Consider the following 25,572-nt stretch of genomic DNA (forward strand, 5'->3'; position numbering starts at 1 on the left):
GTTTATTTGTTTTTGATTGGAGTTACTACCATGCTATCAACTGCACCTGGCACTGGCTCAATTACCACCATATCATTATCAGTTAAATCTCTAACAATAACTGTGTTCTTGTTCTTTTTAACGATAGTCAATTCTTTTTTCAATAAAATACTATCTTGAACAATAAACACGCGACCATCATTTAACAACGATCTTCTTGGTATTTCATCAGCATCATACACATTACCAGCGTAAATGCTTGCCTCTAAATACATACCGTTAAATAATTTTCCTTTTTCGTTCGATTCTATACTAATAAACACATCGATAGATTGTGTATTTGTATTGATGTTTTGAGCTATTCTACTTACCTTTCCTTCAAACGAAATGGTTTTATCTTGACTAAACAACGCTACATTATTTCCAATTTTAACCAACGATATATCGCTTGTATTAACTGGAATAGCTACTTCTAATGAAACTGTTTTGATAATGGTTGCTATCGGTGTTCCTGGATTAACAATACCACCAATTTCGGAAGTAACATCAACTACACTACCATTAAACGGTGCATAAACATTGTATTTTTTCAATCGCTCTTCATCTCCTTTAATGTTAAAGTATTCAGTTAATACATTTCGTGAGGCTAAAAATGTTTTTTCTTTTGATGATTTGATTTCTGGTAATTCTGGCAACGTGTTATCTAAATTGATATTATCTAAAAATGCTGTCCATTTCGACGCACTTTCAGGAAAATCAACTTTAATATCGGCCAACGATGAAGCCATGATATTTAAAAAGGCACTTTTACGAGCTTTTAAAGCCAACTGTGCTTCTCTATCATTTATTTTATACAGTAATTGACCCTGCGAGAAGGTCTCTCCAGGTTTAAGCTCAAAACCAGTGCTAATTAATACACCCTGAACTTCGGCTGTAAGTGTAATGTTTCTTGATGATGATACTCTACCAAATCCGTTAATACGGATTTCAACAGTATCGTTTTGGATGGTATGGGTTTTTACAAACTTCTTGTTTTCGTTTGTATTTTCTTTTTCTTTTTTATCATCGCCTTTTCCAGAAGCAAGTCTCCAAACTATAAGAAGTAAAGCTAACGCAGAAACAGATAGAATTATTAGTTGTCTTTTTTTCATAAAATGCCCAATTTAATACTGAGCAAATTTATGTTTAGTAACACAAACAAATAATACTATTACATAAAAGGAAATGTAAGATGATGAGTGGCTTTAAAATTAAAACACTTAAAAATTATTTTTTAATTTTTTTGTGTTTATAGTTTTTACCCATTATATACAGCACAACAAAAACAGTTGCTAAAACTCCTAATGTTATTAAAAATGTGATAAATCCGCTATCCATGGCTATTAGGTTTAAAAGGTTAGTATATGTGGTGTTATTATTTAAACGACAGATTAAACAAAAGGTTGCTTCGACGAACACTTTTATTTTTTCGACAAACAAATAATTCAAATGGTTTTTAATCTTTTCTTACCTTTAACCCTGAAAATAAATTTATGGCACTGAACGATTTTTCGCAAAAGAAAAAACAATTTTTTAATGTTGATTACTATTTTGAAGGTATTCGAAATAAGAACTTAACTATTTTAAGTAAGGCCATAACATTACTAGAAAGCACCAAAACTGAACATCAACAGTTAGCTGAAGAATTAATTGAATTGTGTTTGCCTTTGTCAGGAAAATCGATACGAATAGGCATAACAGGCGTGCCAGGCGTAGGAAAAAGTACTTTTATTGAATCCTTTGGGAAATATGTAATTGAAACCCATAATAAAAAAGTAGCTGTTTTAGCTATTGACCCAAGCAGTACAAAAAGTAAAGGAAGCATTTTAGGCGATAAAACCAGAATGAATTTCTTATCAACCAATGAACATGCTTTTGTGCGTCCATCACCATCTTCTGGTACATTAGGAGGTGTTGCCAAAGCAACAAGAGAAAGCATTATTTTGTGTGAGGCTTTTGGTTTTGATACTATCATTATTGAAACAGTTGGCGTTGGTCAATCAGAAACCGAAGTACATTCAATGGTTGATTTTTTCTTATTGCTGATGTTGGCTGGTGCAGGAGATGAATTACAAGGTATTAAACGAGGCATCATGGAAATGGCTGATACCATTGTAATTAACAAAACTGATATTGAAGATAAAGATAGGGTAAAACTTGCTCAACAGCATTATAAAAATGCATTACACCTATTTCCTGCAAATGAAAATGGTTGGATACCTAAAGTAGAAACTTGTTCTGGTTTAAACAATAGCGGCATAGCCAAAGTTTGGAAAATTATTACAGAATATCAGCAAAAAACATACGACAATGGTTGGTTTGATAACAAACGTAAACAACAAGCAATATTTTGGCTAACCGAAACCATTAATAATAGCATCTTAACTTTGTTTTATAATAAACCTTCCATCAAAGAACTGTTACAAAAAATGGAACAAGATGTAATAAACGGAAAAACTAGTCCATTTAAAGCTGCAAAAATTTTATTAGAGAAGTATAAATAATGATTAATCTCATTATTCAATGTTTTTAAAAATTCTAATTTCGCAGCATCAACTTCAATTTTACAATGCTTAAACCCATTCACATCCTAATAGTTATTCTCTACCTCCCTTTGGTTGGATTATCTCAACCCGAACAATCGGAACAACAACAAAATAACAAAGGACGAGTTTATATGTATTGGGGATGGAATAGAGCCTGGTATACCGATTCAGACATTCGTTTTACTGGAGATAATTACGATTTCACACTAAGTGATGTTAAAGCATTTGACCGTCAAACACCATTTGCATTAGACCCCTATTTTAATATAGGGAGAATTACAATTCCGCAAACAAATTTTAGAATAGGGTATTTTATTAACGATAAACTTGACTTATCGTTTGGTTACGACCACATGAAATATGTTATGCCAAATTATAGAACTGTCAAAATTAATGGATTTATCAATACGGGTAATAAATACGACGGTCATTACTTGAATGATGAAGTTTTTCTTTTGGGCGATTTTTTAACCTTTGAACATACCGATGGTTTAAATTATTTTGATATAGAATTGACGAGAAACGATAACCTTTTGGAGTTATTTAAAATCACACACAATACAAATAAAATTAGATTAAATTCTCTACTAGGTTTTGGTGGAGGATTTTTACTGCCTCGATCAAATGTGATGTTATTAAATAAAACTCGATATGATGAGTTCCATTTAGCAGGCTATGGTTTCTCTGCTAAAACTGGACTGGATTTAATACTTTATAAGTATTTCTTTTTAAGAGGTGAATTAAAAACAGGCTTTATTGATATGCCAAGTATTCGTTCAACGCCCGACCCCAAAGATAATGCTAGTCAACACTTCTTTTTTGGTCAAGCAAATTTTTGCTTTGGTTTTACCTACAATTTTTCTAAAAACCTAAAATAACTGACGAACCTCTTTTTTAATAGTTGATATAGCCATTTGTGTTGGCGATACTTCCAACTTTAATAAAATTTCAAATATTTTCTGACTCAATTCAGCACTAGTAGCATCATCTTTTACTTGCGTTGCAGAAACGTTTATCACTTTTATCACTTCTTCTTTCGCTAATTTAACCGTATCCCAAGCTGCTTGAGAAACATAAATTTGCTGGCTTAAATTGTGTTCAAACTCGGTTCTTACCGTTATAATCAAATCCGATTGAAACTGCTTAGCACTCATTCCTCTTTTTTGAACACGAGAAACTAGGTTGTTTAAAGAAACTCTTTCTAAAAACAAAATCATACGCTCGTAAGCTTGCAATCTCAAAGGAGTTGTGTAATTCTGATTTGCCTTTCTTAATTCCAACAATTGTTTACGATATTCGTTATCCATAAACTTTTTTAGTATAAAAAAACAAGCAACGAACACCACTAAGGCAGGCACTGTGTATTTTAACAAGTCTAATAATTCTTCCATTTTATTCTATTTTTCAGCTGTAAAGTTAAAAAGATTTTACAAAGTATTGAGTTATTCAACAGTTGGTCTATCAAAATAAAAATCCTACGACAACACAACAAGTTAAAATAATAATGCTTACTTTTGCAGCCTTAATTAATCATACATAATAAACATTTAAAACAATTTTGGCATGTATTTATCATCTGAAAAAAAACAAGAAATTTTTAAACAGTACGGCGGAGACGCTAAAAACACTGGTTCTACTGAAGGACAAATTGCATTATTCACTTTTAGAATAAACCATTTAACAGGTCACTTAAAAACCAACAAAAAAGATAAAGGAACTCAAAAAGCTTTATTAGACTTAGTAGGTAAAAGAAGAAGTTTATTAGACTACTACAAAAAGAAAGATATTGTTAAATATCGTGAATTGATAAAAGAGTTAGGAATTAGAAAATAATTTGAACTTACAACAATAACATTAAAGAATAAAGGGGGGCTAGCAATAATTTGCACTCCCCTTTTTTATTATAAAAAAACGTAAACAATTAAACCAAGGAGATGCAGGGTGTATCTCAGTATAAACAAAACAATTAAAAATTATGTCACAAATCGGAATTAAAAAATCCTACACGTTAGGTGATGGAAGGTCCATCGAAATTGAAACTGGAAAACTAGCCAAACAATCACATGGTTCGGTAGTAGTAAAAATGGGAAAAACAATGTTGTTAGCAACTGTAGTTTCAGACAATGAAGCTGGCGAAGACATGGATTTTTTACCATTAACAGTTGATTACAAAGAAAAATTTGCAGCAGCAGGTAAAATTCCTGGTGGTTTCTTAAAAAGAGAAGCAAGACCAAATGATAACGAAATATTAATTTGTAGATTAATCGATAGAGCATTAAGACCGCTTTTCCCAGATGATTACCATGCAAACACACAAGTTGCTGTTCAACTAATATCTTTCGACGAAGAAGTTTTACCTGATGCATTAGCTTGTTTAGCTGCTTCAGCTTGTATAGCAGTATCTGACATTCCTTTTAACGGTCCAACATCAGAAGTAAGAATTGCAAAAGTAGAAGGAAATTGGGTAATCAACCCTACTCCTGCTCAAATGGCGTTATCTGATATGGATATGATTGTTGCCGCTACGATGGACAACATTATGATGGTTGAAGGTGAAATGAAAGAAGTTTCTGAAGCAGAAATGTTAGAAGCGATTAAAGTTGCTCATACCGAAATTAAAAAACAATGTCAATTACAATTAGATTTAGCTGCTATGGTAGAAAAATCTAAAGTAAAAAGAGTGTACGACCACGAAAGAAGCAATGAAGATTTATTGGCTAGAATAAAAACAGCTTGTCACGACAAATGTTATGAAATCGCTGCAAGTTCTATCGCTGACAAAGCATTGAGAGGTCAAAAATTTGGAGCTGTTAAAGATGAATTTATTGCTACATTAAGCGATGAAGAAAAAGAAGATAAATTCTTGATTAGTCAGTACTTTAAAAAAGTACAGAAAAATGCAGTTCGTAGAGTAATTCTTGATGAAAGAAAAAGACTTGATGGTAGAAAATTAGACGAAATCAGACCAATTTGGAGTGAAGTGGATTATTTACCAGGAGCACATGGTTCTTCAATTTTTACAAGAGGTGAAACTCAATCGTTAACAACCGTTACTTTAGGTAACAAAATGGACGAAAAATTAGTTGATGAAGTAACTACTGGCGGAACTGAAAAATTCATGCTACATTACAACTTCCCATCATTCTCAACTGGCGAAGCTCGTCCAAACAGAGGAACTAGCCGTAGAGAAATTGGACATGGAAATTTAGCTTTAAGAGCATTAAAACCAATGATTCCTTTTGATGAAACAAACCCTTACACTGTTCGTGTTGTTTCTGAAATATTAGAATCTAACGGCTCTTCTTCAATGGCAACAGTTTGTGCTGGTACGTTAGCATTAATGGATGCTGGTGTTAAAATTAAAAAACCAGTTTCAGGTATTGCAATGGGTTTAATTACTGAACCAGGCAACCAAAAATTTGCTGTTCTTTCTGATATTTTAGGAGATGAAGATCACTTGGGTGATATGGACTTTAAAGTAACCGGAACTAAAGATGGTATTACAGCTTGTCAAATGGATATTAAAGTTGATGGTTTACCATACGAAATACTAGAACAAGCACTGGCTCAAGCACGCGAAGGTAGATTACACATTTTAAATGAAATGTTAAAAACCATTGCTGAACCAAATGCAGATTACAAACCTCATACTCCGCGTATTACTCAAATCACTATCCCTAAAGACATGATTGGCGCTGTAATCGGACCAGGTGGAAAAATCATTCAAGATATTCAAGCGAAAACAGGTGCAACCATTACTATAGAAGAAGTAAACAATACCGGTCAAGTTTCTATTATGACTAATGATGGTGAAGCCATGAAAGCTGCCCTTGCTAGAATTAAAGCAATTACTGCAGTACCAGAAGTTGGTGAAATCTACAAAGGAAAAGTAAAATCAATTACTAATTTTGGTGCTTTTGTTGAAATTATTCCTGGTAAAGATGGATTACTTCATATTTCTGAAATCAACTGGGATAGAGTTGAAAAAGTAGAAGATGTATTGAAAGAAGGTCAAGAAATTGAAGTAAAATTGATAGAAGTTGATGCTAAAACAGGTAAATTAAAGTTATCTAGAAAGGTTTTATTAGAAAAGCCACAAAAAGAAAACGCTTAATTTTAGTTTTTTAATACACAAAAAGCCCAGCAAATGCTGGGCTTTTTTATTTTAATTCAATTTAATTTTATATAAACGAAACCTTTTTGTAGACGAATCGTAAATTGGCATAGACAAAACATTAAAAACATTCTATGAGACAACTGAAAATTTCGAAACAGGTTACCAATAGAGAAACAATATCATTAGACAAGTATTTACACGACATATCAAAAGTAGGATTAGTTACCGCCGATGAAGAAATAGAACTAGCCATAAAAATTAGAGAAGGAGACAAAGCAGCTTTAGAAAAATTAACTAAAGCCAATTTACGCTTTGTAGTTTCTGTAGCTAAACAATATCAAAATCAAGGTTTAACCCTACCCGACTTAATTAATGAAGGGAATATCGGGTTGATTAAAGCTGCCCAACGCTTTGATGAAACCAGAGGTTTTAAATTTATCTCTTATGCTGTTTGGTGGATTCGTCAATCCATTATGCAAGCTATTGCTGAACAAGCTCGTATTGTTCGTTTGCCCTTAAATAAAATTGGCGGTATCTCTAAAATAAACCGTACATTTTCTGAATTAGAACAACTTTATGAGAGAGAACCAACAAGCGATGAAGTTGCTGATTTATTAGACATTACTTCTGCCGAGGTGAATGATTCCATTAAAATTTCAGGACGACATTTTTCTATGGATGCCCCTCTATCTTCAGACGAGGATAGTAATAGCATGATGGATATTATGGAAGATGATGAAATATTGTTTAATCCAGATAACGATTTAATGAATGAATCGTTACGAAACGAAATAGAACGATCCCTTTCTACACTATCATACCGAGAAGCTGAAGTATTACGAATGTACTACGGAATTAACTGCAAAGCTCCTTTAACATTAGAAGAAATTGGCGAAGAATTTGAATTAACTCGAGAGCGAGTTCGTCAAATAAAAGAAAAAGCCATAAAACGATTAAAACACACTTCACGTTGTAAGTTGTTAAAACCCTATTTAGGATAATTAATTGCAAAATATAGATTAAAAGACTGCTCAAAAGGCAGTCTTTTTTTATTGCATTTTAATAGTATTAATTATCTTTAAAAAAAATATCCACTAACCCAACAAATGAAATCTGACCAAGAAATATTGGACTACCTGATGAGTTACGCTACAGAGAACAAACGAAAATTGTTTAATGAAGTAATTGAAAAACGAACCAACCACATTACTGTTGTTTTAGAAGATATTTTTCAGCCTCACAATGCAAGTGCAGTTTTGCGTTCGTGTGATGTTTATGGAATACAAAATGTTCATGTAATAGAAAACTTCAACAAATACAAAATAAATCCAAAAGTAGTGATGGGTGCTACAAAATGGATAAACATGACCAAATACAATGGTACAGAAGACAACACATTAAGGTGTATTAATCAACTTAAAGCCGAGGGATATAAAATTATAGCCACTACCCCACATCATAACGATTGTGATATTGCTGACCTCCCTATTGACCAAAAAACAGCATTGATGTTTGGTACAGAATTAACTGGATTATCAAAAACTGCTATTGATAATGCTGATGGTTTTGTAAGAATACCCATGTATGGATTTACTGAAAGTTTAAACATATCGGTATGTGCTGCCATTTCACTTTACGAAATAAGTAAGCGACTTCGAAATTCAACAATAAAATGGCAACTAACCGACGAAGAAAAATTACAACAATTGCTAAAATGGACTAAAAAAATAGTAAAAAGTAGCGACTTACTCATCAACAAATTCAACGCTTCAGCTGAATAAATCAGTAAAATAGCTATTTATCCAAATTAAATGTTCAACTTTGCCAAAAATTATACTAACTAATAGTATAATGTGAACACCAGATTGGTAACAGAGTATTCCTGGCAAATTCGTCCTCGCCACAATAATCAAGATACCGATTCGGTATAAAATATTAAAAATGACATTTAAAGAATTAGGTCTTGATGATTCACTCATCAAGGCAGTAGAAGCTTTAGGATTTGAAACGCCATCTCCTATACAAGAAAAATCTATACCCGTACTTTTAGAAGGTAATAGAGATTACATCGGTTTGGCTCAAACCGGAACAGGTAAAACTGCAGCATTTGGCTTGCCATTATTGCAAAAAGTTGATGTTGAATTTAGAGCAATTCAAGGGTTAATACTCTGCCCTACAAGAGAGTTATGTTTACAAATTTCGAAAGAGTTAAAATCTTACGCCAAATATAAAGAAGGCGTAAACATTGTTGCTGTTTATGGTGGAGCTAATATTAGCGAACAAATCAGAGACATCAAAAAAGGGGCTAACATTATTGTTGGTACTCCTGGTAGAACAATTGACTTAATGGGAAGAAAAGTATTGAAATTTGATACTGTTTCAACTGTTATTTTAGATGAAGCTGATGAAATGTTAAACATGGGCTTTAAAGAAGATATTAACGAAATTTTAGAAGGTACTCCTCCATTTAAACACACTTGGTTGTTTTCTGCAACAATGCCTAGAGAAGTTGAGCGTATTGCTCAAACTTACATGGAAAACCCTCATACAGTTACTGTTGGAACAAAAAATAGTTCTGCTGCAAACATTGAACACCAATATTGTTTGGTTAACGGAAGAGACCAATATCATGCTTTAAGAAGATTTATTGATTTTTCACCAGGCATGTTTGGTATTGTTTTCTGTAGAACCAGAAGAGATGCCAAAGAATTTGCTGATAAATTAATGACTGATGGTTATAATGCTGACGCGTTGCACGGAGATTTGTCTCAAGCACAACGTGATAGCGTAATGAATAAATTCAGAAACAGAGCTTTACAGGTGTTAATTGCAACCGATGTTGCTGCACGTGGTATTGATGTTGATGATGTAACTCACGTTTTCCATGTGGATTTACCAGATGAAATTGAAAGTTATACTCACCGTGCAGGTAGAACAGCAAGAGCTGGAAAATCTGGAATATCAATTGCTTTGGTTAGCCCAAGCAAACAAGGTAGAGTAAGATTGGTTGAAAAACAAATTGGAAAAAAGATGGACTTAGTAAAAGCTCCTACTGGAAACGATATTTGTGGTCAACAAATTATTCAACTGATTCAAAATGTACACGATGTACAAATTAATGAAAAAGGAATTGCTCCTTACATTGCAAAAATCAATGAAGAACTTGGTTCTTTTACAAAAGAAGAACTTATTGAACGTTTTATTTCTGTAGAATTTAACCGTTTCTTAAAAGCTTACGAAAAAGCTGGCGACATTAACCTAGAACCAAAAGGCTCTAGAAGAGGTGATGATAGAGACGACAGAAGAGGTGGTAGAGCAGATAGAATGAGTGGTGGCACTCAAAACTCAAAAAGAATATTTATCAATGTTGGTAAATTAGATGGTTTTGAAAACAAAGGTCAAATTTTAGGATTTATCTGCAACCAATCAGGTATTGACGGAAATAGTGTTGGTAAAATTGATTTGTTCGATAGCTTTGCATTTTTAGGTGTTGAAGATGGTGTTGGTGAAAAACTAATTTCAGCTTTAAACGGTAAAAACATTGAAAACAGAGAAGTAAGGGTTGAGTTTTCTCAAGACAAACCAAGAGAGCCAAGAAGCGAATACAAAGGAAAACCAAGAAGTGGTGGTGGTGACAGAGATAGAAACAGAGGGGAAAGACCAAGAAGCGATAGAGGAAGTGATAGAGATAGAGGTCCGAAGAAAAACTTCTCGACATCAAATTCAGGTGGAGCTAATGCTCGTAACTTTAGATCGAGAAGACCGAGATAACCATTAACGTATGATTATAAAAAAAGGTGCTTAAAAATTTAAGCACCTTTTTTTATTTATCTTTAAAATCTTAGTGATGTTCGCCAGACTCTTCAGCTCCTTTATTAAATAAGAATATAGCATAAATAGCTGCTAACACAACTAAAGTCATACTTAACACTTGGATCAATTCATTTTCAACAGAAAGATTAATATAAGCCGACTGAAATGGCACTAATATTAAAAACACAATAATTGCAATGGCTATTAATTTCTTTTTATTCATAACATTAATTTTAGTTTGGTATAAAGATAAAAAAAAATCGGAGTACAATACTCCGATTTTTAAATTTATTATAAAGTTCCTCGTTTTTCCTGTTCTCTTTCAATAGATTCGAACAACGCTTTAAAGTTTCCTGCACCAAAACCTCTCGCACCCATTCGTTGAATTATTTCAAAAAACAAGGTTGGTCTGTCTTCAACAGGCTTGGTAAATATTTGTAATAAATAGCCTTCTTCATCAGCATCAATCATTATCCCCAAACCTTTCAACACTTCAATATCTTCTCGTAAAGCGTGGTTATGAGCCTCTAATCTCAATGGTACTGCTTTGTAATATTCTTCAGGTGGTGTTGACAAAAACTCCACTCCTCTAGCTCTTAGTTTTGATACAGTAGTAATAATATCATCTGTTGCTACAGCAATATGTTGAGCACCTGGTCCTTCGTAAAAATCTAAATATTCTTCAATTTGAGATTTTTTCTTTCCTTCAGCCGGTTCGTTTATTGGAAATTTAATTCTACCATTTCCATTACTCATAACCTTACTCATCAATGCAGAGTATTCAGTATGAATCTGTTTGTCATCAAACGAAAGGAAATTTACAAATCCCATAACATCTTCATAAAATTTCACCCATTGGTTCATTTCATTCCAACCTACATTTCCAACCATGTGGTCAATAAATTTCAAACCTGTTGGCTCTGGATTGTAATCCGATTCCCACTTAGAATAACCTGGTAAAAATACACCATTGTAATTTTTACGTTCTACAAAAATGTGTACAGTATCACCATAGGTATGAATACCTGAGCGAACAACTTCACCCATTTCATCTTTTTCAACGGTCGGTTCCATAAACGATTTTGCTCCTCGTTTAGTGGTTTCTTCCCACGATTTTTTTGCATCTTCAACCCACAACGCAATTACTTTAACGCCATCGCCATGTTTAGCTAAATGCTGATTAATAGGCGATTTTGAGTTTAATGGAGTGGTTAATACCAATTTAATTTTATCTTGCTTAACCACATACGATGCATAATCTCTACATCCTGTTTCTAATCCTTTATAAGCAAACGATTGAAACCCAAATGCTGTTTTATAAAAATGCGCAGCTTGTTTAGCATTTCCAACGTAAAATTCAACGTAATCTGTTCCTAATAAAGGAAGAAAATCTTGAGCACCTTCAAATATTTTTTCTAATCCGTACTCTACACTTTTTATTTCTTTCATAACTCTTTAATAATTTAATTCGTTAATTCTTTTAATGTTCTAACCAAGATTGATAATAATCTCCATCTTGTATATCTAATGCTTGTTGAGTTACCATTAACGGTTTAAAGGTATCTACCATTACAGCTAACTCTTGCGTTTCTTTTTGTCCAATACTACGCTCCATTGCACCAGGGTGCGGACCGTGAGGAATACCTGCTGGATGCAAGGTGATTTGTCCTTTTTCGATGTTATTTCTACTCATAAAATCACCATCAACATAATACAACACCTCATCCGAATCGATATTACTATGATTATAAGGTGCAGGTATTGCTTGTGGATGATAATCGTACAAACGAGGTACAAACGAACAAATTACAAATGTTGATGTTTCGAAAGTTTGGTGTATTGGTGGAGGCAAATGCACTCTTCCTGTAATAGGTTCAAAATCGTGAATTGAAAATTTGTAAGGAAAGTTATAACCATCCCAACCTACAACACTAAACGGATGTGCAGCATACACATATTCGTGCATGGTGTCTTGTTTTTTTACTTTCATCACAAACTCACCTTGTTCATCATAGGTTTCTAACTCATGCGGAGGATGAATATCTCTTTCGCAAAAAGGTGAATGCTCTAAATGCTGACCAAACCAATTTCTATATTGTTTTGGCGTATAAACTGGTGATTTAGATTCTACAATAAACAAACGATTGTCTTCGGTATCGAAGGTAATTTGATAAATCATACCCCTTGGTACAACCAAATAATCGCCGTACTCGAAATCGATATTACCCATGTGGGTTCTCAATTTTCCTGTTCCTTTGTGAACAAAAATAACCTCGTCAGAATCGGTGTTTTTGTAAAAATATTCGGTTAACGATTTTTTAGGTGCAGCCAACACTATAATACAATCGGTATTAAACAACACAGGTACTCTACTTTCTAAATAATCGTTTTTTGGTTCTACTTTAAATCCTTGTAAAGAAATGGATTTCATGTTTTTTTCGATGGCTGCTTTTGGAGCAACATCGTACGATTTTAACACCTTTTTTACTTGAGTTGGTCGTTGTGTATGGTACAACAAAGCCGACATACCGTCGAAACCTATTGTTCCAAACAGCTCTTCGTAATAAAACTTTCCTTCGGGGCTTTTAAAAACCACATGGCGTTTTTGAGGAACGTTTCCTAATTTGTGATATCTTGGCATAAATAATTGATAATTTTAAAATGAATAATTGATGATTGAATGTATAAATTCAATCGTATTCATTCTGGATTTCTTTTGAGCTCTTGTTTTTCTCGTTCCTTATGTTTCATAACATAAAATTTACAACGAATTTAAACATTTTTCGGCGAAAAGAAATGACAAATATCACAATCAATAAAAAGTCTGAATAATTTCTTTAACGATTTACCGAAATTTTATATTGGTCGGTTGTGCCATTTGCATAGGTTAACTTAAACAAATAAGCTCCATTGCTAATACTCACTACATTTAGCTTTAAAGCCTCGTTTCCAATAGTTTTGTTTTCTGATAGCACCAATTTTCCTGTTAAATCAAACACTTCAACCAATAGCTTCCCTTCTACCTTTTTACGTATTGGTACAGTTAGTAAATTGGTTACTGGGTTTGGGAAAGGTAAATATGATATTATATTTTTTTCTTCTTCAACGCTAACACATGGTGGACATGGTTCAAAATCAATATGAGTTAAGTCAAGTGAAATAGAGGGAATAACTCCATAACCCAATCCTTTAAAGTCCCAATTATCTACCCCATTTGTCGTTTTCATTCTTATAGGAGAAATAGGTTCTTGAAAGTGGCTTGCTGTAACTTTATAATTTATTTCTTCGTCGAATCCTAATTTTAAATTAGAACTATTACTACTTACACAAAACAAATACCTCTGATTCATATTTGTAGACCAAGAAAAACCTAATAATTCTACTCTTTCCGTTTGATATAAATTGGTTAAAACATATTGAGTACTATCTGTTAATACCAATGAATTAAATGTTGGAGGAGAATTTAAATTCAAAATTGTATCGTTCCATTTATAAACTTTTAAGTCTATAACTTCTGTTGAATTAGAATTTATAGACGAAACGACAATTTTAACAGACTCAAAACTCAAAGCATAATTTCTCATTTTTAGATTTAAACATACTTCCCATTCAGTACTATTTGTATCAAAAGAATAGGAATTTGTATATAAAGGATTTGAAGAATTATCAGTTCTTGATTTAGCATAAAACCTATTAATTGAATCTGTAATTCTAAAATCATAATTAATTGAGTTGTCAGATATGTCGTCGTCAACATTATTCAAAGAATAAGCAACTGAATAAATCCCACTACCCCAATAAGGAGGTGCATAAGTGCCTAAATCTATAAACTGAGTATCCACATTACTACCAATTGGAGCATTAAAGTTTAAAGGTAAACTTGTTTGGCTATAAATTACTGAGCTATTTAACGATACTGTAACAGATGCAGTAACTCCGTTCTGTGGATTTGAACCTAAGTTATAGGCAAAAAAACCTAAATCTAATGGAAAAATAGTTCCATTTGGAGCAAGATTTTTTGGAGTAGTATTATTTTCAGGCATTAAACAATCAGCTTTACTTGTCGCCATATTATTTGTTAAATAGCCAATAGAACCCTTAACGGAATCAGTAGGGCAATTTTGTAAAGCAAAAAACAAGTCATCACCAACCACCCGACTAATCATTACTACTGGAATAGTAACTCTTGTTCCATAAGAACCTCCTGCCATTGTTATTGGATCACCAGTATGATTAATGATGATTACTCCAATAGCACCACGTTTTTGAGCATTGAGCGCTTTTAATGAAAAATTACAAATACCACGATAAATCACTGCAATTTTACCCGTTAAATCTTGAGCCAAATTCCCTAGTGTATCACAACCTAAAGCAGATTTTGGCACATTGTTTAATGGTGGAGTTCCTATTCCAATTGCTGTTCCAGAAGCACTATCATTTATCATCTCTAATGGTCCAGAAACGGTATTATTTACATCATACATGTTTGGGCAACCCCAATCTGTAGATGAACCATCCAGTTCTCCTGCATAAGTAAATGGATATAAACCCTCTAAACCTGAATTACATGGTACAGCAGTTAGACTAACAATTACTTGAGAGTAACTATTAAACACTAAAATTATAAACAGAATTTGAAAAATAATTTTTTTCATAACCCTAAATTTAATAATTATTTCAACGATTTACCGAAATTTTATATTGGTCGCTTGTGCCATTTGCAAAGGTTAACTTAAACAAATAAGCTCCATTGCTAATACTCGCTACATTTAGCTTTAAAGCCTCGTCTCCTATTGTATTGTTTTCTGTTAACACCAATTTACCTGTTAAATCAAACACTTCAACCAACACTTTTCCTTCTACCTTTTTACGTAATGGTACAGTTAGTAAATTGGTTACTGGGTTTGGGTAAGGAAAATAATCTTTTAAACTTTGACTCTCATTCACGCCTACTTCATGATCGAAATTTATTACGATTGAAGGTACTGTTTCTATTCCAAACCCATGCAAAAACCAACTATTCGGATTACCACTATTTTCTATCATAACTGGAAACATAGGTTGCAAATAATTATTCACTGTTGCATTGTAATTTATTCCTTCATCAAAACCAATCCTAACCGAATCGTTAATATAATTTCTCACACAAAACAAGTATCGTTTATCAGGCATAATGCTAATTGAATTGTTAAAATTAACATCCACAATTGGATTGTTATCTAAAAAAGTATGTGGTGTACTATCTAAAAGTACTAGATTATCAAATGTTGGTGGCGAATAAATATCTGTAAACACATCATTCCATTCATAAGCTCTTATTTCAATCAATTCATTAATAATATCATACCCAGTTGGTGTTGCAACAAATGTTAACCCTTTAAACCATTGCATTGAATTGTAGACATAAGATGATGATGTTTTGTAAGTTATACAAGTTTCCCAACTATCATAATTATCCATTTGATTTAAAGAATATGAAGTAGTATAAATAGGTTTTCCTACATTATTAGTTCTCGATTTGGCATAATAACCAAATATTGGATCGGTAATCTTAAACTCATAACTAAACGAATTATCAAGTAAATACTCGTCTGATGTTGCATTTAAAGTATAAGTAACAGTATAAGTATCTATATTCCAAACGCTCGGTGCATACGTTCCTAGATCAATGTACTGTGTATCTACAAAAGTGCTATCTAAAGCATTAAAATCTAAAGGCGCAGAAGTTTGAGAATATACAGTTGAGCCATTTGATTGACGAACTACAGTTACGGTTGCTGTTGCACCTATTTGAGCATTTGTACCAGTGTTGTAGGCATACAATCCTAAATCGACTGGAAAAATAGTTCCATTTGGTGCTAAATGTTGTGGCGTTGCTAAATTTTCAGGCATTAGAAAATATCCTAATCTTGAACCCATATCATTAGCATAGAAACCTACTTTATTACCAATAAAACCCACAATGCCATTGCAAGTAGTATCTAAACAAGCTAATAGTTCATCACCATCTGCTCTACCAATTTGTATTACAGGAATGGTAACCAAAGTGCCAAATGCACCTCCACTCATTGGTATTGGTGAACCTGTATGATTAATAATCACAACTCCAATTGCCCCACGTTTTTGAGCATTATATGCTTTTAATGAAAAATTACAAATTCCACGAAAGATTACGGCAATTTTACCTGTTAAATCTTGAGTCCAATTTGTAGAATCACATCCCAAAACGGAATTATTAACCGTTATTGTTGGAGTACCAAATGTTGTAGTACCTGCAACCCCATCATTCACCAAAACCAAACAACCTTGAATGGCATTAATAGGATTTGTAATATCAGGAGTACCCCAATCGGAAACGCCACCATCTAATTCTCCACCATATTCAAATGGAAAAGCTCCAACTACATTGGTATCACAACTGTTTGATAAAACATCAAACACTATTTGAGAGAAAGCATTTAGCGAAATGATGATTCCAACTAAAAATAAAGTAACATTTTTCATAAGCCAATAATTAATTTGTTCAACTAATTTAGCTTATTATAAGTGAATTTAAAAAAAATGTTCAATTTATCTTTTGAACGGTCGCTTTTTGGAAGTGAACGGTCAATTATCTTCGGCAAACCACTCTGCAAACGATGAGTTGGTTTCTCTTAAAAACAAACTATGCAGCTTTATATCGGTTGGTAATTTGTCTTTAATTAGCGATGCGAAATAAACCAACATATTTTCACAAGTGGGTTGAAAAGGTACTCGAATTAATTTATCCATAAATTCAAACTGAGTAACATCTATATTCGCTTTTTCATTTAACACCAAGGCATGGTCAAACACATCTACCACCAAATCTTTCACCACTTTTTTAATCACTCCAAAATCAACCACCATACCTTCGTCAGAATCGGAAGTATTGTTTTTAACAGCACCCTTAACCGTTACATTTAATTGGTACGAATGACCATGAATATTTTTACAAGGTCCGTCGTATTTTAATAAGGCGTGAGCCATTTCAAAATGAAATTGTTTGGTTACTCGTATTACTGACATTCTTCTCTGGTTTATTGTTCTGGCTTCAAAGTTATTAGTTTAGATAGACTAAGCAACCCAAACAAGTAAGAAAAAACAAAAATTTAGCTTAATCTACTTCCTATTACTATAACATCATCTATTTGTTCCATAGAACCTTTCCATTCTGCCATGGTTAGTTCTAAAAGATGTTTTTGTTCGTCCATACTTTTAGCGTTTATTTCTAAAAACAACTGCTTAAATTGCTTGTACCTAAATTTCTTTCCATTTGGTCCGCCAAATTGGTCGGCATACCCATCAGAGAATAAATATACCGTATCGCCTTGAGATAACTTAATGGTATGATTGGTGTAGGAACTTTTGCTATCAGCATAACTACCAATAGGAAATCTGTCACCTTTAATTTCATAAAGATGTAGTTTATTCTCTAAAGACATGTCAGGGATTAAATTAGCTCCATTATCTTGTACATTATTAGTTGATACAATGTACAACGGATTGTAAGCTCCTGCATATTCTAAGGTTTTTGTTTTTTTATCAAAAGCACACAGGGTAATATCCATCCCGTCTTTTATTGCTGATTTGTCGGCATCTTTTCGTAATGTTTCTTCTACCCCTTTGTTTAACTGATTTAAAATTTCTGATGGTTTTGTAATACCATATTCCCCAACAATTTTATCTAACAAATTATAGCCCACAATACTCATAAACGCACCAGGAACGCCATGTCCAGTACAATCAACCGATGCAAACAATATCTTGTCATCTTTTCGGTACAACCAGTAAAAATCTCCACTAACAATATCTTTCGGTTGAAACAACACAAAAGTATCCGTCAATTCTCTCACAAAAGCTTCATCAGAAGGTAAAATGGAATCTTGTATTCGTTTCGCATAGGTGATACTGTCAATAATGTCTTTATTTTTTTGTTCAATTTCAGCACTCTTTTGAACAACCTCTTCGGTACGTTGAATGACTTTTTCTTCCAAAATCAATTTTTCTTTAATCAATTGTCTTTCTCTGAATTTAATAAACACGACAACGATTAATAACACAATAAAACCGCATAAGGCAATAAACCACGGCTTTTGCCAGATGGGAGGCGTAATTTCAAAGTTATAGGTTACTGGCTCCGAATTCCAAATTCCATTGTTGTTTGATGCTTTAACTTTAAAAGTGTATTTACCAGGTGGCAACGGCGAATATGTAGCAAATGTTTGTTGAGTAAGTGGTCGCCAATCTTCATCAGCTCCTTCTAACATTACTTGATAATAAATTTGGTCGGGATTTGTAAAACAAATACTACTGTAATCGAATGTTACCGATTTCTCACGGTAATTCAATAATAAATTTTCAGACAATGGTCTATCCTCTAAGTTTACACGTAATCGAGTGATAAAAGTTAAAGGTTCTAAGTTGTTTTGATTTATTTCGTTGGTATTCAGTTTTACTGCACCTTTTATGGTTCCAAACCATAGGTTCCCCTCTTTATTTTTAAAGGTTGCATTGTTCTTCGATTCAATACCAATGAAACCCATTTTTTGACCATAAGAGTAAAATTTCTGCTCTTTCAAGTCAAACTTATTTAAACCCTTGTTGGTTCCTATCCAATAATTGCCATCATCATCAATATTTATTAATGAGATATAATCGGACAATAAACCCTCTTTTACTGTAATTTCTTTGATAATTTTTTCACCATCAAACACTAAAACACCTTTACCTTCTGTTCCAATTAAAATTTTTCCAGCCTTATCTTCAATAATGCAAGTAGGAGTAAATTTTATTTTTAAATCTACTTTTTTTATGTCAGCTCCTTTAATTTTTGAAATACCTTTTCCTCGAGAACCTACCCAAACGTTATTTTTTGAATCGGAATAAACCACCGTAATATCATTTCCTGCCAATCCATGATTTTGAGTTAGCCTATCGGCTAATTGATTTTTTATTTCGTAATACACCAATCCATCAGTAGTCCCAACCCATAAGTTATTGGTATTATCTACCTCCAATGCTGTAATTAAAGGCTGATACATAAAGGAATTGATTCGGAAATTCACTTCAAATCTATCCGAACGAGGGTTTAACTGCATTACTCCTCCACCCCACGTTCCTATCCAAATATTACCAAGTTTATCTTTTTTTATAAACCGAACTTCTTCAAATGGTAAACCACTGTTGTAGTTATAATTTTTTACAACTTTATTGTTTTTTATTTTAGAAATTCCTTTGTTAGTAGCTATCCACGTAAATTCATTATCATCTAATATCGACCATACCTGATTGTCTATTAAGCCTTCGTCTTTAGTAAAAGCTACAAACTGTTCACCTTTATACAACAACAATCCGTTTTCTTTTGTACCGAACAACACATTACCTTCTCTATCGCCTTCAATGCAACGTATCTTATCATCAATTAACCCATTCGCTAAAGTTATACTTTGTATTTGTTTACTTTGATTAACTCTTGTTATTCCGCCACCCCAAGTTCCTATCCACAAGTTATCTTTGTTATCTTCATAGATACTTGTTATCCAATTGCTGGCTAATCCATCTCTAACATCGTAAATTTTAAATTTACTGTCTGATTTAATGTACTCATAAGCTCCACCATTGTATGTTCCAAACCATAAATCACCATTTTTACGTTCGAACATACAAATGATTTGAAAGTATGATGGCATATCTTTTATTACAAAATTTGAAAACTCATTTTTTTGTGAATTATAATACTTCACTCCAACGTCGGTAATAAAACAAACTGTTCCGTTTTTTAATTTTGTTACATTAAACACAATGTCACTCAAGCCCTCTTGTCCTTTAAATTGCTTAAAAACAATTGAATCGGTATTTGTTGAGTAAGGGTTGGTAATTTTTATTGCTCCGCTTTTAAAAGAAGTTACCCATAAATTACCTTCGTCATCTTCAGAAAAAGAGGTAATATCAGCGCCTATGTTCAGTATAATTTTTTTTTCTTTACCAATTATTCTTGTTACCCCTCCATCGGTATGTCCAACCCAAATCGCATCATTTTTATCAATATAAATTGATTTAACAGCCCCTTCGGCTAAACCATGTTCGGTTGTGAAATTTTCAAAATCCTTACCATTAAATTTAGATAAACCACTAGCTGTACCTATCCATAATGCACCTTGTTTATCTTGCTTTACTGCATATACTCCCGATTGAGCCAATCCTTCTTTAACACTGTAAACATCAAAATGATATTTTTGAGCAAAAAGTTGAATATTTAATAAAAAAAGAACCGACAAGAATAGATACTTGTCGGTTAGTTTGTTGAATTTAAAAATCATTATTGTGTGATTATTTTTTCATAAAAAAGAATGTTCCATCTTCGTCCTCTAGCCCAGCAATTTTACCAAATTTAGGTTTTTGAGAGCTGCCACTTTTTGATACTGCACTACTTACCTTATTTACTATGGTTTCAATAGGAATGCAGGCATCAGGATTTGCAGAAAGTGTATTTGCAAAGGTTTTAGTGAATTGAGAATTATCAACGGCTAACTCATACCCAGCCGAAGAAAATACTTGTGATGATTTAAATTTAGTTGCTTGCCAATCGTTACAATTTCTTTCTTTAGGGGTTGCTCTCATAGCTTGATAAAATGATGGTCCTGATTCACAAGCATCGGTAATTACTAAAGTATGTGTAATGTATTTTGAGTACGATTGCATAGCTGCTTTTAAGTTATTAATGTTAAAGTATGTAAACTCTTCGTCACGTTTTGCATCAACTGGAATCCAATACCCCGATTCGTTAATAAATTTACCATGACCAGCATACCAAACTAAAATAGAGTTTACCTGATTACTTCTTACCAAGTCTCTCAATTCAATCGAAAAGAATTTTTCTAATTGAGCTTTACTCATGTTAGATTTATGTATGATGTTATTGATTTTATATTTTGCAAAAGCAGATTTCATCATCGTCACATCTTTTGTAGGTCCATCTAAACTTGCAAAGTTGCTGTAATTAGAATTCTCAATAAACACTACCCACGTTTTTCCCATCGGATTATCACTTAATAAAGCAACATTTTCTCTATTTATTGTAAATACTTTTTCAACAGCATTGCCATAAATATCCTCTGCAGTTATAGTAAATTTATCCTTATTGGTGATGTTTATATTTGCCGAAAATTTAGGGTTTAAGTCCTCTAAAATAAAACTAGCACTTGCTCCTTCAATCATTATCTTTTTTATCAAACTTTCGTCCGATAATATACCCTCTACATATAATGTTGGAGCATCAGAATCTAAATAAATCATTCCATTATCAGAAGCATAAGGAGCCAATAACTTTACCACAGGTGCATCAACTTCTGTTTCAATTAATTTATAATTCCATGTTTCACTGTTTTGATAAACATCAAAAGCTGTAATGTTTATCGATTTTGAAGACGGCAAATCCATCTCTAATTCAAAAAACGGATTTAAAGTATCCTTGTTAAAAATTGCATCTTTGCCATTTATTTTAACAAATTCAATATTACTTTCATCTTTAATTTGTCCTTTTAATGTATATCTTGAAACACCTTTAGCTACCGACAATTCTCCTTCTTTTAACGATACAGGATCAATCATCGATATTTTCGGATTATTTGATTCTTTATTTAACTCATACAATCTTTTTTTAGCTTCGTCGTAAAGTTTTAAGGCATTTCCATCGTAAGGAGTTAACTTTTTAATTGCTTCGTAATCTTTAACTGCCGATTTATAATCCAACATTACCTCATAAGCCTTAGCTCGTTGATAATAAATATTAAAATCTTCTTTATTTAATTGCAATGCTTTAGTGTAATCTGCTATAGCATTTTGATGTTGATTAATACTTTGATAAACATCTGCTCTCATTACATAATAAACTGAATTTTCAGGTTTTAACGTAATTATTTTAGACAAATCATCAATAGCTTTTGATGTGTTTTTATTTTCTAAATTTATTCTTGATCTCATCAAGTACACATCCACATTATTTCCATCTAAAGCTATTGCTTTATCAATAGAAGCATTGGCTTTATCAAACTCATTTAACTTTGAAAATGTATACGCGGCTCCCATGTGAGCATCAATTGACTTACTATCGTAAAATATTGCTCTATTAAAACTGTAACTTGCATCTTGATAATTTTTTACACTATCCAATGCAATCCCCTTTAAGTAGTAAATACGTGCAGTTTTTGAACTCCCAATAGCGTCATCAGTAACATCGGCTGCTTCTTGAAATCTTTTCAATTCCATTAATGACAATGCTTTTAATTCAAAAGCCTCCATTAACTTTTTGTCGTTTGAAATGGCTGATGAAAAAGCTTCCACCGCTTCATTGTACTTTTTTGATTTGTAATAAGCTCTACCTAAATTATTAAAATATTCAGCTTCTTTTGACTTTAACTCTGTAGCTTTCTTAAAATCAACAATGGCTTTATCCAAACTATTTGTCAACTCAAAACACAAACCTCTATAGTTTAAAGCCTTATCATGATTATCTTTATCTGTTAAAACTTTGGTAAACTCTTCAATAGCTGTTTTATAATCTTTTGCTTCAAATGCTTTTTCACCATTTCTAAGATAAGCAAAATAGGCTTGTGCTGAAACACTAGATACAGCAACTAAAAGGACAATAGACAATATACTTTTCTTCAACATAACTATTTAATTTATTCATTATCAACTAGCTACAAATTTAGCCATTTATTCGATGATACAGTGTTTTTTATAGACGAATTACAAAATTTTATTCACAATTTTTCAGTATCAAATGGGTATTTTTGCCTGAATAAAAAGAGCACATGCTAAAAAGAGACAAAATAAAACTTATTGTAGTATCAATACTAGTTGTGTTGATGGCTATCACCTACTTCATTTTTGGAAAAGAATCAATTGCAATGAAATCTGTGTCTGGGTTTAGTTTAGTTTTTTGGATTATAACAATGGTTTACTTAAATAAAAAATACAAATAATGTTAGGAAATTTTTTAAATAAGCAAATGCTTGGCAAAATGGGTGCCATGCAACAACAAATGGAAGAAATTAAAGCTAAACTTGAAAACATTAGCGTTATTGGTGAGTCTGATAATTCCACATGTAAGGCAGTTGCTTCAGGAAATCGTTTAATTAAAGAGATTACCTTAAGCGAAGATTTTATTAAAAACGCATCAAAACAAGAAGTTGAGTCAGCTATCGTTCAAGCAGCAAACAGAGCATTAGAACAAGCAGCAAGAGTTGAGCAATCTGAAATGAGTCATGCTGCAATGAGCATACTTCCTGGATTAGGCTAATTTGTGTTTATTAATAACAGGGTTAGCATACATCTCATAAAATATTTTTCTAGCTTGTTGGTTTTCATACAAACCAACAGCTTCCATTTTCTTCTTGGTATAGGCTAAAAAAGTATCTTTTTGCTCATTGGTATAATTTGAACTGAACTCACTATTGTTATTTAACAAATCACAAGCTATATAATTGTTTGGCCATAAGTGATAATTCCCTTGAATTTCAGCATCAATAACTGAGGCTACACTTTTTAACAATTCATTTCTGTTCTTCACATCAGTAAATTGTTGTATTTTATTGTTTATTGGTGCACAAAAGAAAATATTTACATTCCCTTTAAATCCATCAATACCGGTAGCCATGTGTAAAGCATCTTCATTCGGTTTTTTCACATAGGTCTCACCATTTGCTTTTGCTAGCAAATCTGGTAATTTTATTGCATCACAAGGGTCAAATTCATAAGATAATGCAACTGGTGTAATATTCATTTGAGTTAAATGTGCAAGTAAATCACCTTGTGCTGAAAAACAAAACATTTTAAGTAAACCTGGATTGGTTACATCATTCCCATCTTTAGCTCTACCTTCTCGTTGTGCTATCCACACCGATTCTTTTTTTACATTTAAAACATGTTGAATATAATTTGAAAGTTGCTTAGAGGCCTCTATCATTTCTTGGTTTGGTAAATCTCTTTTTACCATAAAACTCTTGTTTAACCTTACAATATCTCTAACAATAGGGTTTTTCAACAGATTACTTCCAATAGCTATTTCACAACCAATAAAACCAACACGCTTTATCAACAAATAATTAATCAGCCCTGAATCCAACACAATATCTCTATGGTTTGATATAAACGTATAGGTATCTTGTGCATTTAAATCAAAAAAACCATCAGAAGATAATTCTGTTACCGTATTATCAACAACTCGTTCTAAGGTTCTTCTAACCATGTCATACTGAAACTCATTAATAGTTTGGTACGATAATAGCATGGTTTTTAAATCTTCTAACGATAATTCTGGATGATATTTTTGCAAGCCATACAACAACACATCTTCTTTAACAAGGCGTTTTGCAACATCTTGGTATTCGTTATCATTATAACATCTTATATCGTCGAAATTATCCATCAGAAATTTTTTTTTCAAAAATATTATCTATTTTTAGATTTTGCTAATTAAATGTAATTGAATATAGTTTATGAAAAAGTATCTCCCTATTCTTATCGTCTTATTATCAATAGTATTTTATGGTTGTCCTTATCAAAGTCCTGTTGAGTTATGTACTTACGAGGAAGCCTTAAAAACGGATAAAAACTTAGAGGGTTATTGGATAGCATTCCATGAGGATGGCTCGAAAGACGAACTATTTTTTGAAAAAATAGCCAAATCGGTAATGAGTGTAACACATAAAGAATTGGATAAAAACGACCGTTCAAAAGGCATTAACAAATACAGGGTTTATGCAACCAATTTAAATGGTGAAATTCTTTTCAACATTGAAACAAAAGAAGGCAAATACCTTTTCTCGAAATACGGTTGGACTGGCAAAAATGAATTTTACATACAAACCATTAACGAAGATTACATGAGCAAAAACTTTGTGGTTGATTCTGTTAATACAGAAATTCTAAAATCGTTTTTATTTGACAGAGTTAGCAAAGATGCTTTATATGACGAGAAAGTAGAGTTCTACAGAAAAGACTCTCCTGAATATGCAAAAGTGAAAATGTATATGAAAAAATCTGGTTTTTAAG

General features: G+C 32.5%; 20 protein-coding genes. 9 read left to right on the plus strand and 11 right to left on the minus strand.

The genetic code is table 11. The features are described from left to right. Positions 1–2 precede the first annotated feature (2 nt). Positions 3–1,130 (minus strand): HlyD family efflux transporter periplasmic adaptor subunit, encoded by a 1,128-nt coding sequence (locus tag H6589_06545; GenBank protein MCB9174248.1) that lies wholly within the window; start codon positions 1,128–1,130, stop codon positions 3–5. Between the two features lie 381 nt (positions 1,131–1,511). On the opposite strand from H6589_06545, the gene meaB reads away from it, so the two are divergent. Further along, positions 1,512–2,522 carry a methylmalonyl Co-A mutase-associated GTPase MeaB gene (meaB, locus tag H6589_06550; protein MCB9174249.1) on the plus strand — a complete coding sequence of 337 codons (1,011 nt, stop codon included), beginning with the start codon at positions 1,512–1,514 and terminating at the stop codon, positions 2,520–2,522. Positions 2,523–2,632: 110 nt separating this feature from the next. Next, positions 2,633–3,442 (plus strand): hypothetical protein, encoded by an 810-nt coding sequence (locus H6589_06555; protein ID MCB9174250.1) that lies wholly within the window; start codon positions 2,633–2,635, stop codon positions 3,440–3,442. Here H6589_06555 and H6589_06560 read toward each other — a convergent pair. After that, complete coding sequence (locus tag H6589_06560) at positions 3,434–3,955, minus strand: hypothetical protein (protein ID MCB9174251.1); 522 nt, start codon at positions 3,953–3,955, stop codon at positions 3,434–3,436. The two genes, H6589_06555 and H6589_06560, sit on opposite strands and share 9 nt — an antisense overlap. A gap of 172 nt (positions 3,956–4,127) precedes the next feature. On the opposite strand from H6589_06560, the gene rpsO reads away from it, so the two are divergent. The 5 genes from rpsO to H6589_06585 all read left to right on the plus strand — a co-directional run bounded on the left by rpsO (position 4,128) and on the right by H6589_06585 (position 10,452). Beyond that, positions 4,128–4,397, plus strand: a complete 270-nt coding sequence (rpsO, locus tag H6589_06565; protein ID MCB9174252.1) for a 30S ribosomal protein S15 — start codon at positions 4,128–4,130, stop codon at positions 4,395–4,397. A gap of 142 nt (positions 4,398–4,539) precedes the next feature. Continuing rightward, positions 4,540–6,678: a polyribonucleotide nucleotidyltransferase gene (locus H6589_06570; protein MCB9174253.1), complete on the plus strand. Its 2,139-nt coding sequence runs from the start codon at positions 4,540–4,542 to the stop codon at positions 6,676–6,678. A 134-nt stretch (positions 6,679–6,812) separates the two neighbouring features. Next, positions 6,813–7,682, plus strand: coding sequence for a sigma-70 family RNA polymerase sigma factor (locus H6589_06575; GenBank protein MCB9174254.1), 870 nt, complete (start codon positions 6,813–6,815; stop codon positions 7,680–7,682). Positions 7,683–7,787: 105 nt separating this feature from the next. Next, positions 7,788–8,462, plus strand: a complete 675-nt coding sequence (locus H6589_06580) for an RNA methyltransferase (protein ID MCB9174255.1) — start codon at positions 7,788–7,790, stop codon at positions 8,460–8,462. A 160-nt stretch (positions 8,463–8,622) separates the two neighbouring features. Further along, positions 8,623–10,452 (plus strand): DEAD/DEAH box helicase, encoded by a 1,830-nt coding sequence (locus tag H6589_06585; GenBank protein MCB9174256.1) that lies wholly within the window; start codon positions 8,623–8,625, stop codon positions 10,450–10,452. A 70-nt stretch (positions 10,453–10,522) separates the two neighbouring features. On the opposite strand, the gene H6589_06590 is transcribed toward H6589_06585, so the two are convergent. From H6589_06590 to H6589_06625, 8 genes are all read right to left on the minus strand, one after another. Beyond that, on the minus strand, positions 10,523–10,717 hold the full coding sequence (locus tag H6589_06590) for a hypothetical protein (GenBank protein ID MCB9174257.1): 195 nt from the start codon (positions 10,715–10,717) through the stop codon (positions 10,523–10,525). A 68-nt stretch (positions 10,718–10,785) separates the two neighbouring features. After that, positions 10,786–11,943, minus strand: a complete 1,158-nt coding sequence (hppD, locus tag H6589_06595) for a 4-hydroxyphenylpyruvate dioxygenase (GenBank protein MCB9174258.1) — start codon at positions 11,941–11,943, stop codon at positions 10,786–10,788. A gap of 31 nt (positions 11,944–11,974) precedes the next feature. Then, a complete protein-coding gene (locus tag H6589_06600) occupies positions 11,975–13,135 on the minus strand; it encodes a homogentisate 1,2-dioxygenase (protein MCB9174259.1) in 1,161 nt (386 codons plus the stop codon). A gap of 196 nt (positions 13,136–13,331) precedes the next feature. Next, the gene (locus tag H6589_06605; GenBank protein MCB9174260.1) at positions 13,332–15,149 is read right to left on the minus strand and encodes a T9SS type A sorting domain-containing protein; all 1,818 of its coding nucleotides are present in this window, start codon (positions 15,147–15,149) and stop codon (positions 13,332–13,334) included. A 22-nt stretch (positions 15,150–15,171) separates the two neighbouring features. Beyond that, positions 15,172–16,998 carry a T9SS type A sorting domain-containing protein gene (locus H6589_06610; GenBank protein ID MCB9174261.1) on the minus strand — a complete coding sequence of 609 codons (1,827 nt, stop codon included), beginning with the start codon at positions 16,996–16,998 and terminating at the stop codon, positions 15,172–15,174. A gap of 102 nt (positions 16,999–17,100) precedes the next feature. Continuing rightward, positions 17,101–17,541 (minus strand): 6-carboxytetrahydropterin synthase, encoded by a 441-nt coding sequence (locus H6589_06615; GenBank protein MCB9174262.1) that lies wholly within the window; start codon positions 17,539–17,541, stop codon positions 17,101–17,103. 83 nt (positions 17,542–17,624) lie between these two features. Then, complete coding sequence (locus tag H6589_06620) at positions 17,625–20,834, minus strand: SpoIIE family protein phosphatase (GenBank protein ID MCB9174263.1); 3,210 nt, start codon at positions 20,832–20,834, stop codon at positions 17,625–17,627. 10 nt (positions 20,835–20,844) lie between these two features. After that, complete coding sequence (locus tag H6589_06625) at positions 20,845–23,187, minus strand: tetratricopeptide repeat protein (protein MCB9174264.1); 2,343 nt, start codon at positions 23,185–23,187, stop codon at positions 20,845–20,847. A 313-nt stretch (positions 23,188–23,500) separates the two neighbouring features. On the opposite strand from H6589_06625, the gene H6589_06630 reads away from it, so the two are divergent. Continuing rightward, the gene (locus H6589_06630; protein ID MCB9174265.1) at positions 23,501–23,818 is read left to right on the plus strand and encodes a YbaB/EbfC family nucleoid-associated protein; all 318 of its coding nucleotides are present in this window, start codon (positions 23,501–23,503) and stop codon (positions 23,816–23,818) included. On the opposite strand, the gene H6589_06635 is transcribed toward H6589_06630, so the two are convergent. After that, a complete protein-coding gene (locus H6589_06635) occupies positions 23,810–24,946 on the minus strand; it encodes a glycerol acyltransferase (protein ID MCB9174266.1) in 1,137 nt (378 codons plus the stop codon). The two genes, H6589_06630 and H6589_06635, sit on opposite strands and share 9 nt — an antisense overlap. 70 nt (positions 24,947–25,016) lie before the next feature. Here H6589_06635 and H6589_06640 point away from each other — a divergent pair, with 70 nt between their 5' ends. After that, positions 25,017–25,571: a hypothetical protein gene (locus tag H6589_06640; protein MCB9174267.1), complete on the plus strand. Its 555-nt coding sequence runs from the start codon at positions 25,017–25,019 to the stop codon at positions 25,569–25,571. Position 25,572 lies beyond the last annotated feature (1 nt).

This window comes from Flavobacteriales bacterium (assembly GCA_020635795.1).
Taxonomy (GTDB): domain Bacteria; phylum Bacteroidota; class Bacteroidia; order Flavobacteriales_E; family Vicingaceae; genus Vicingus.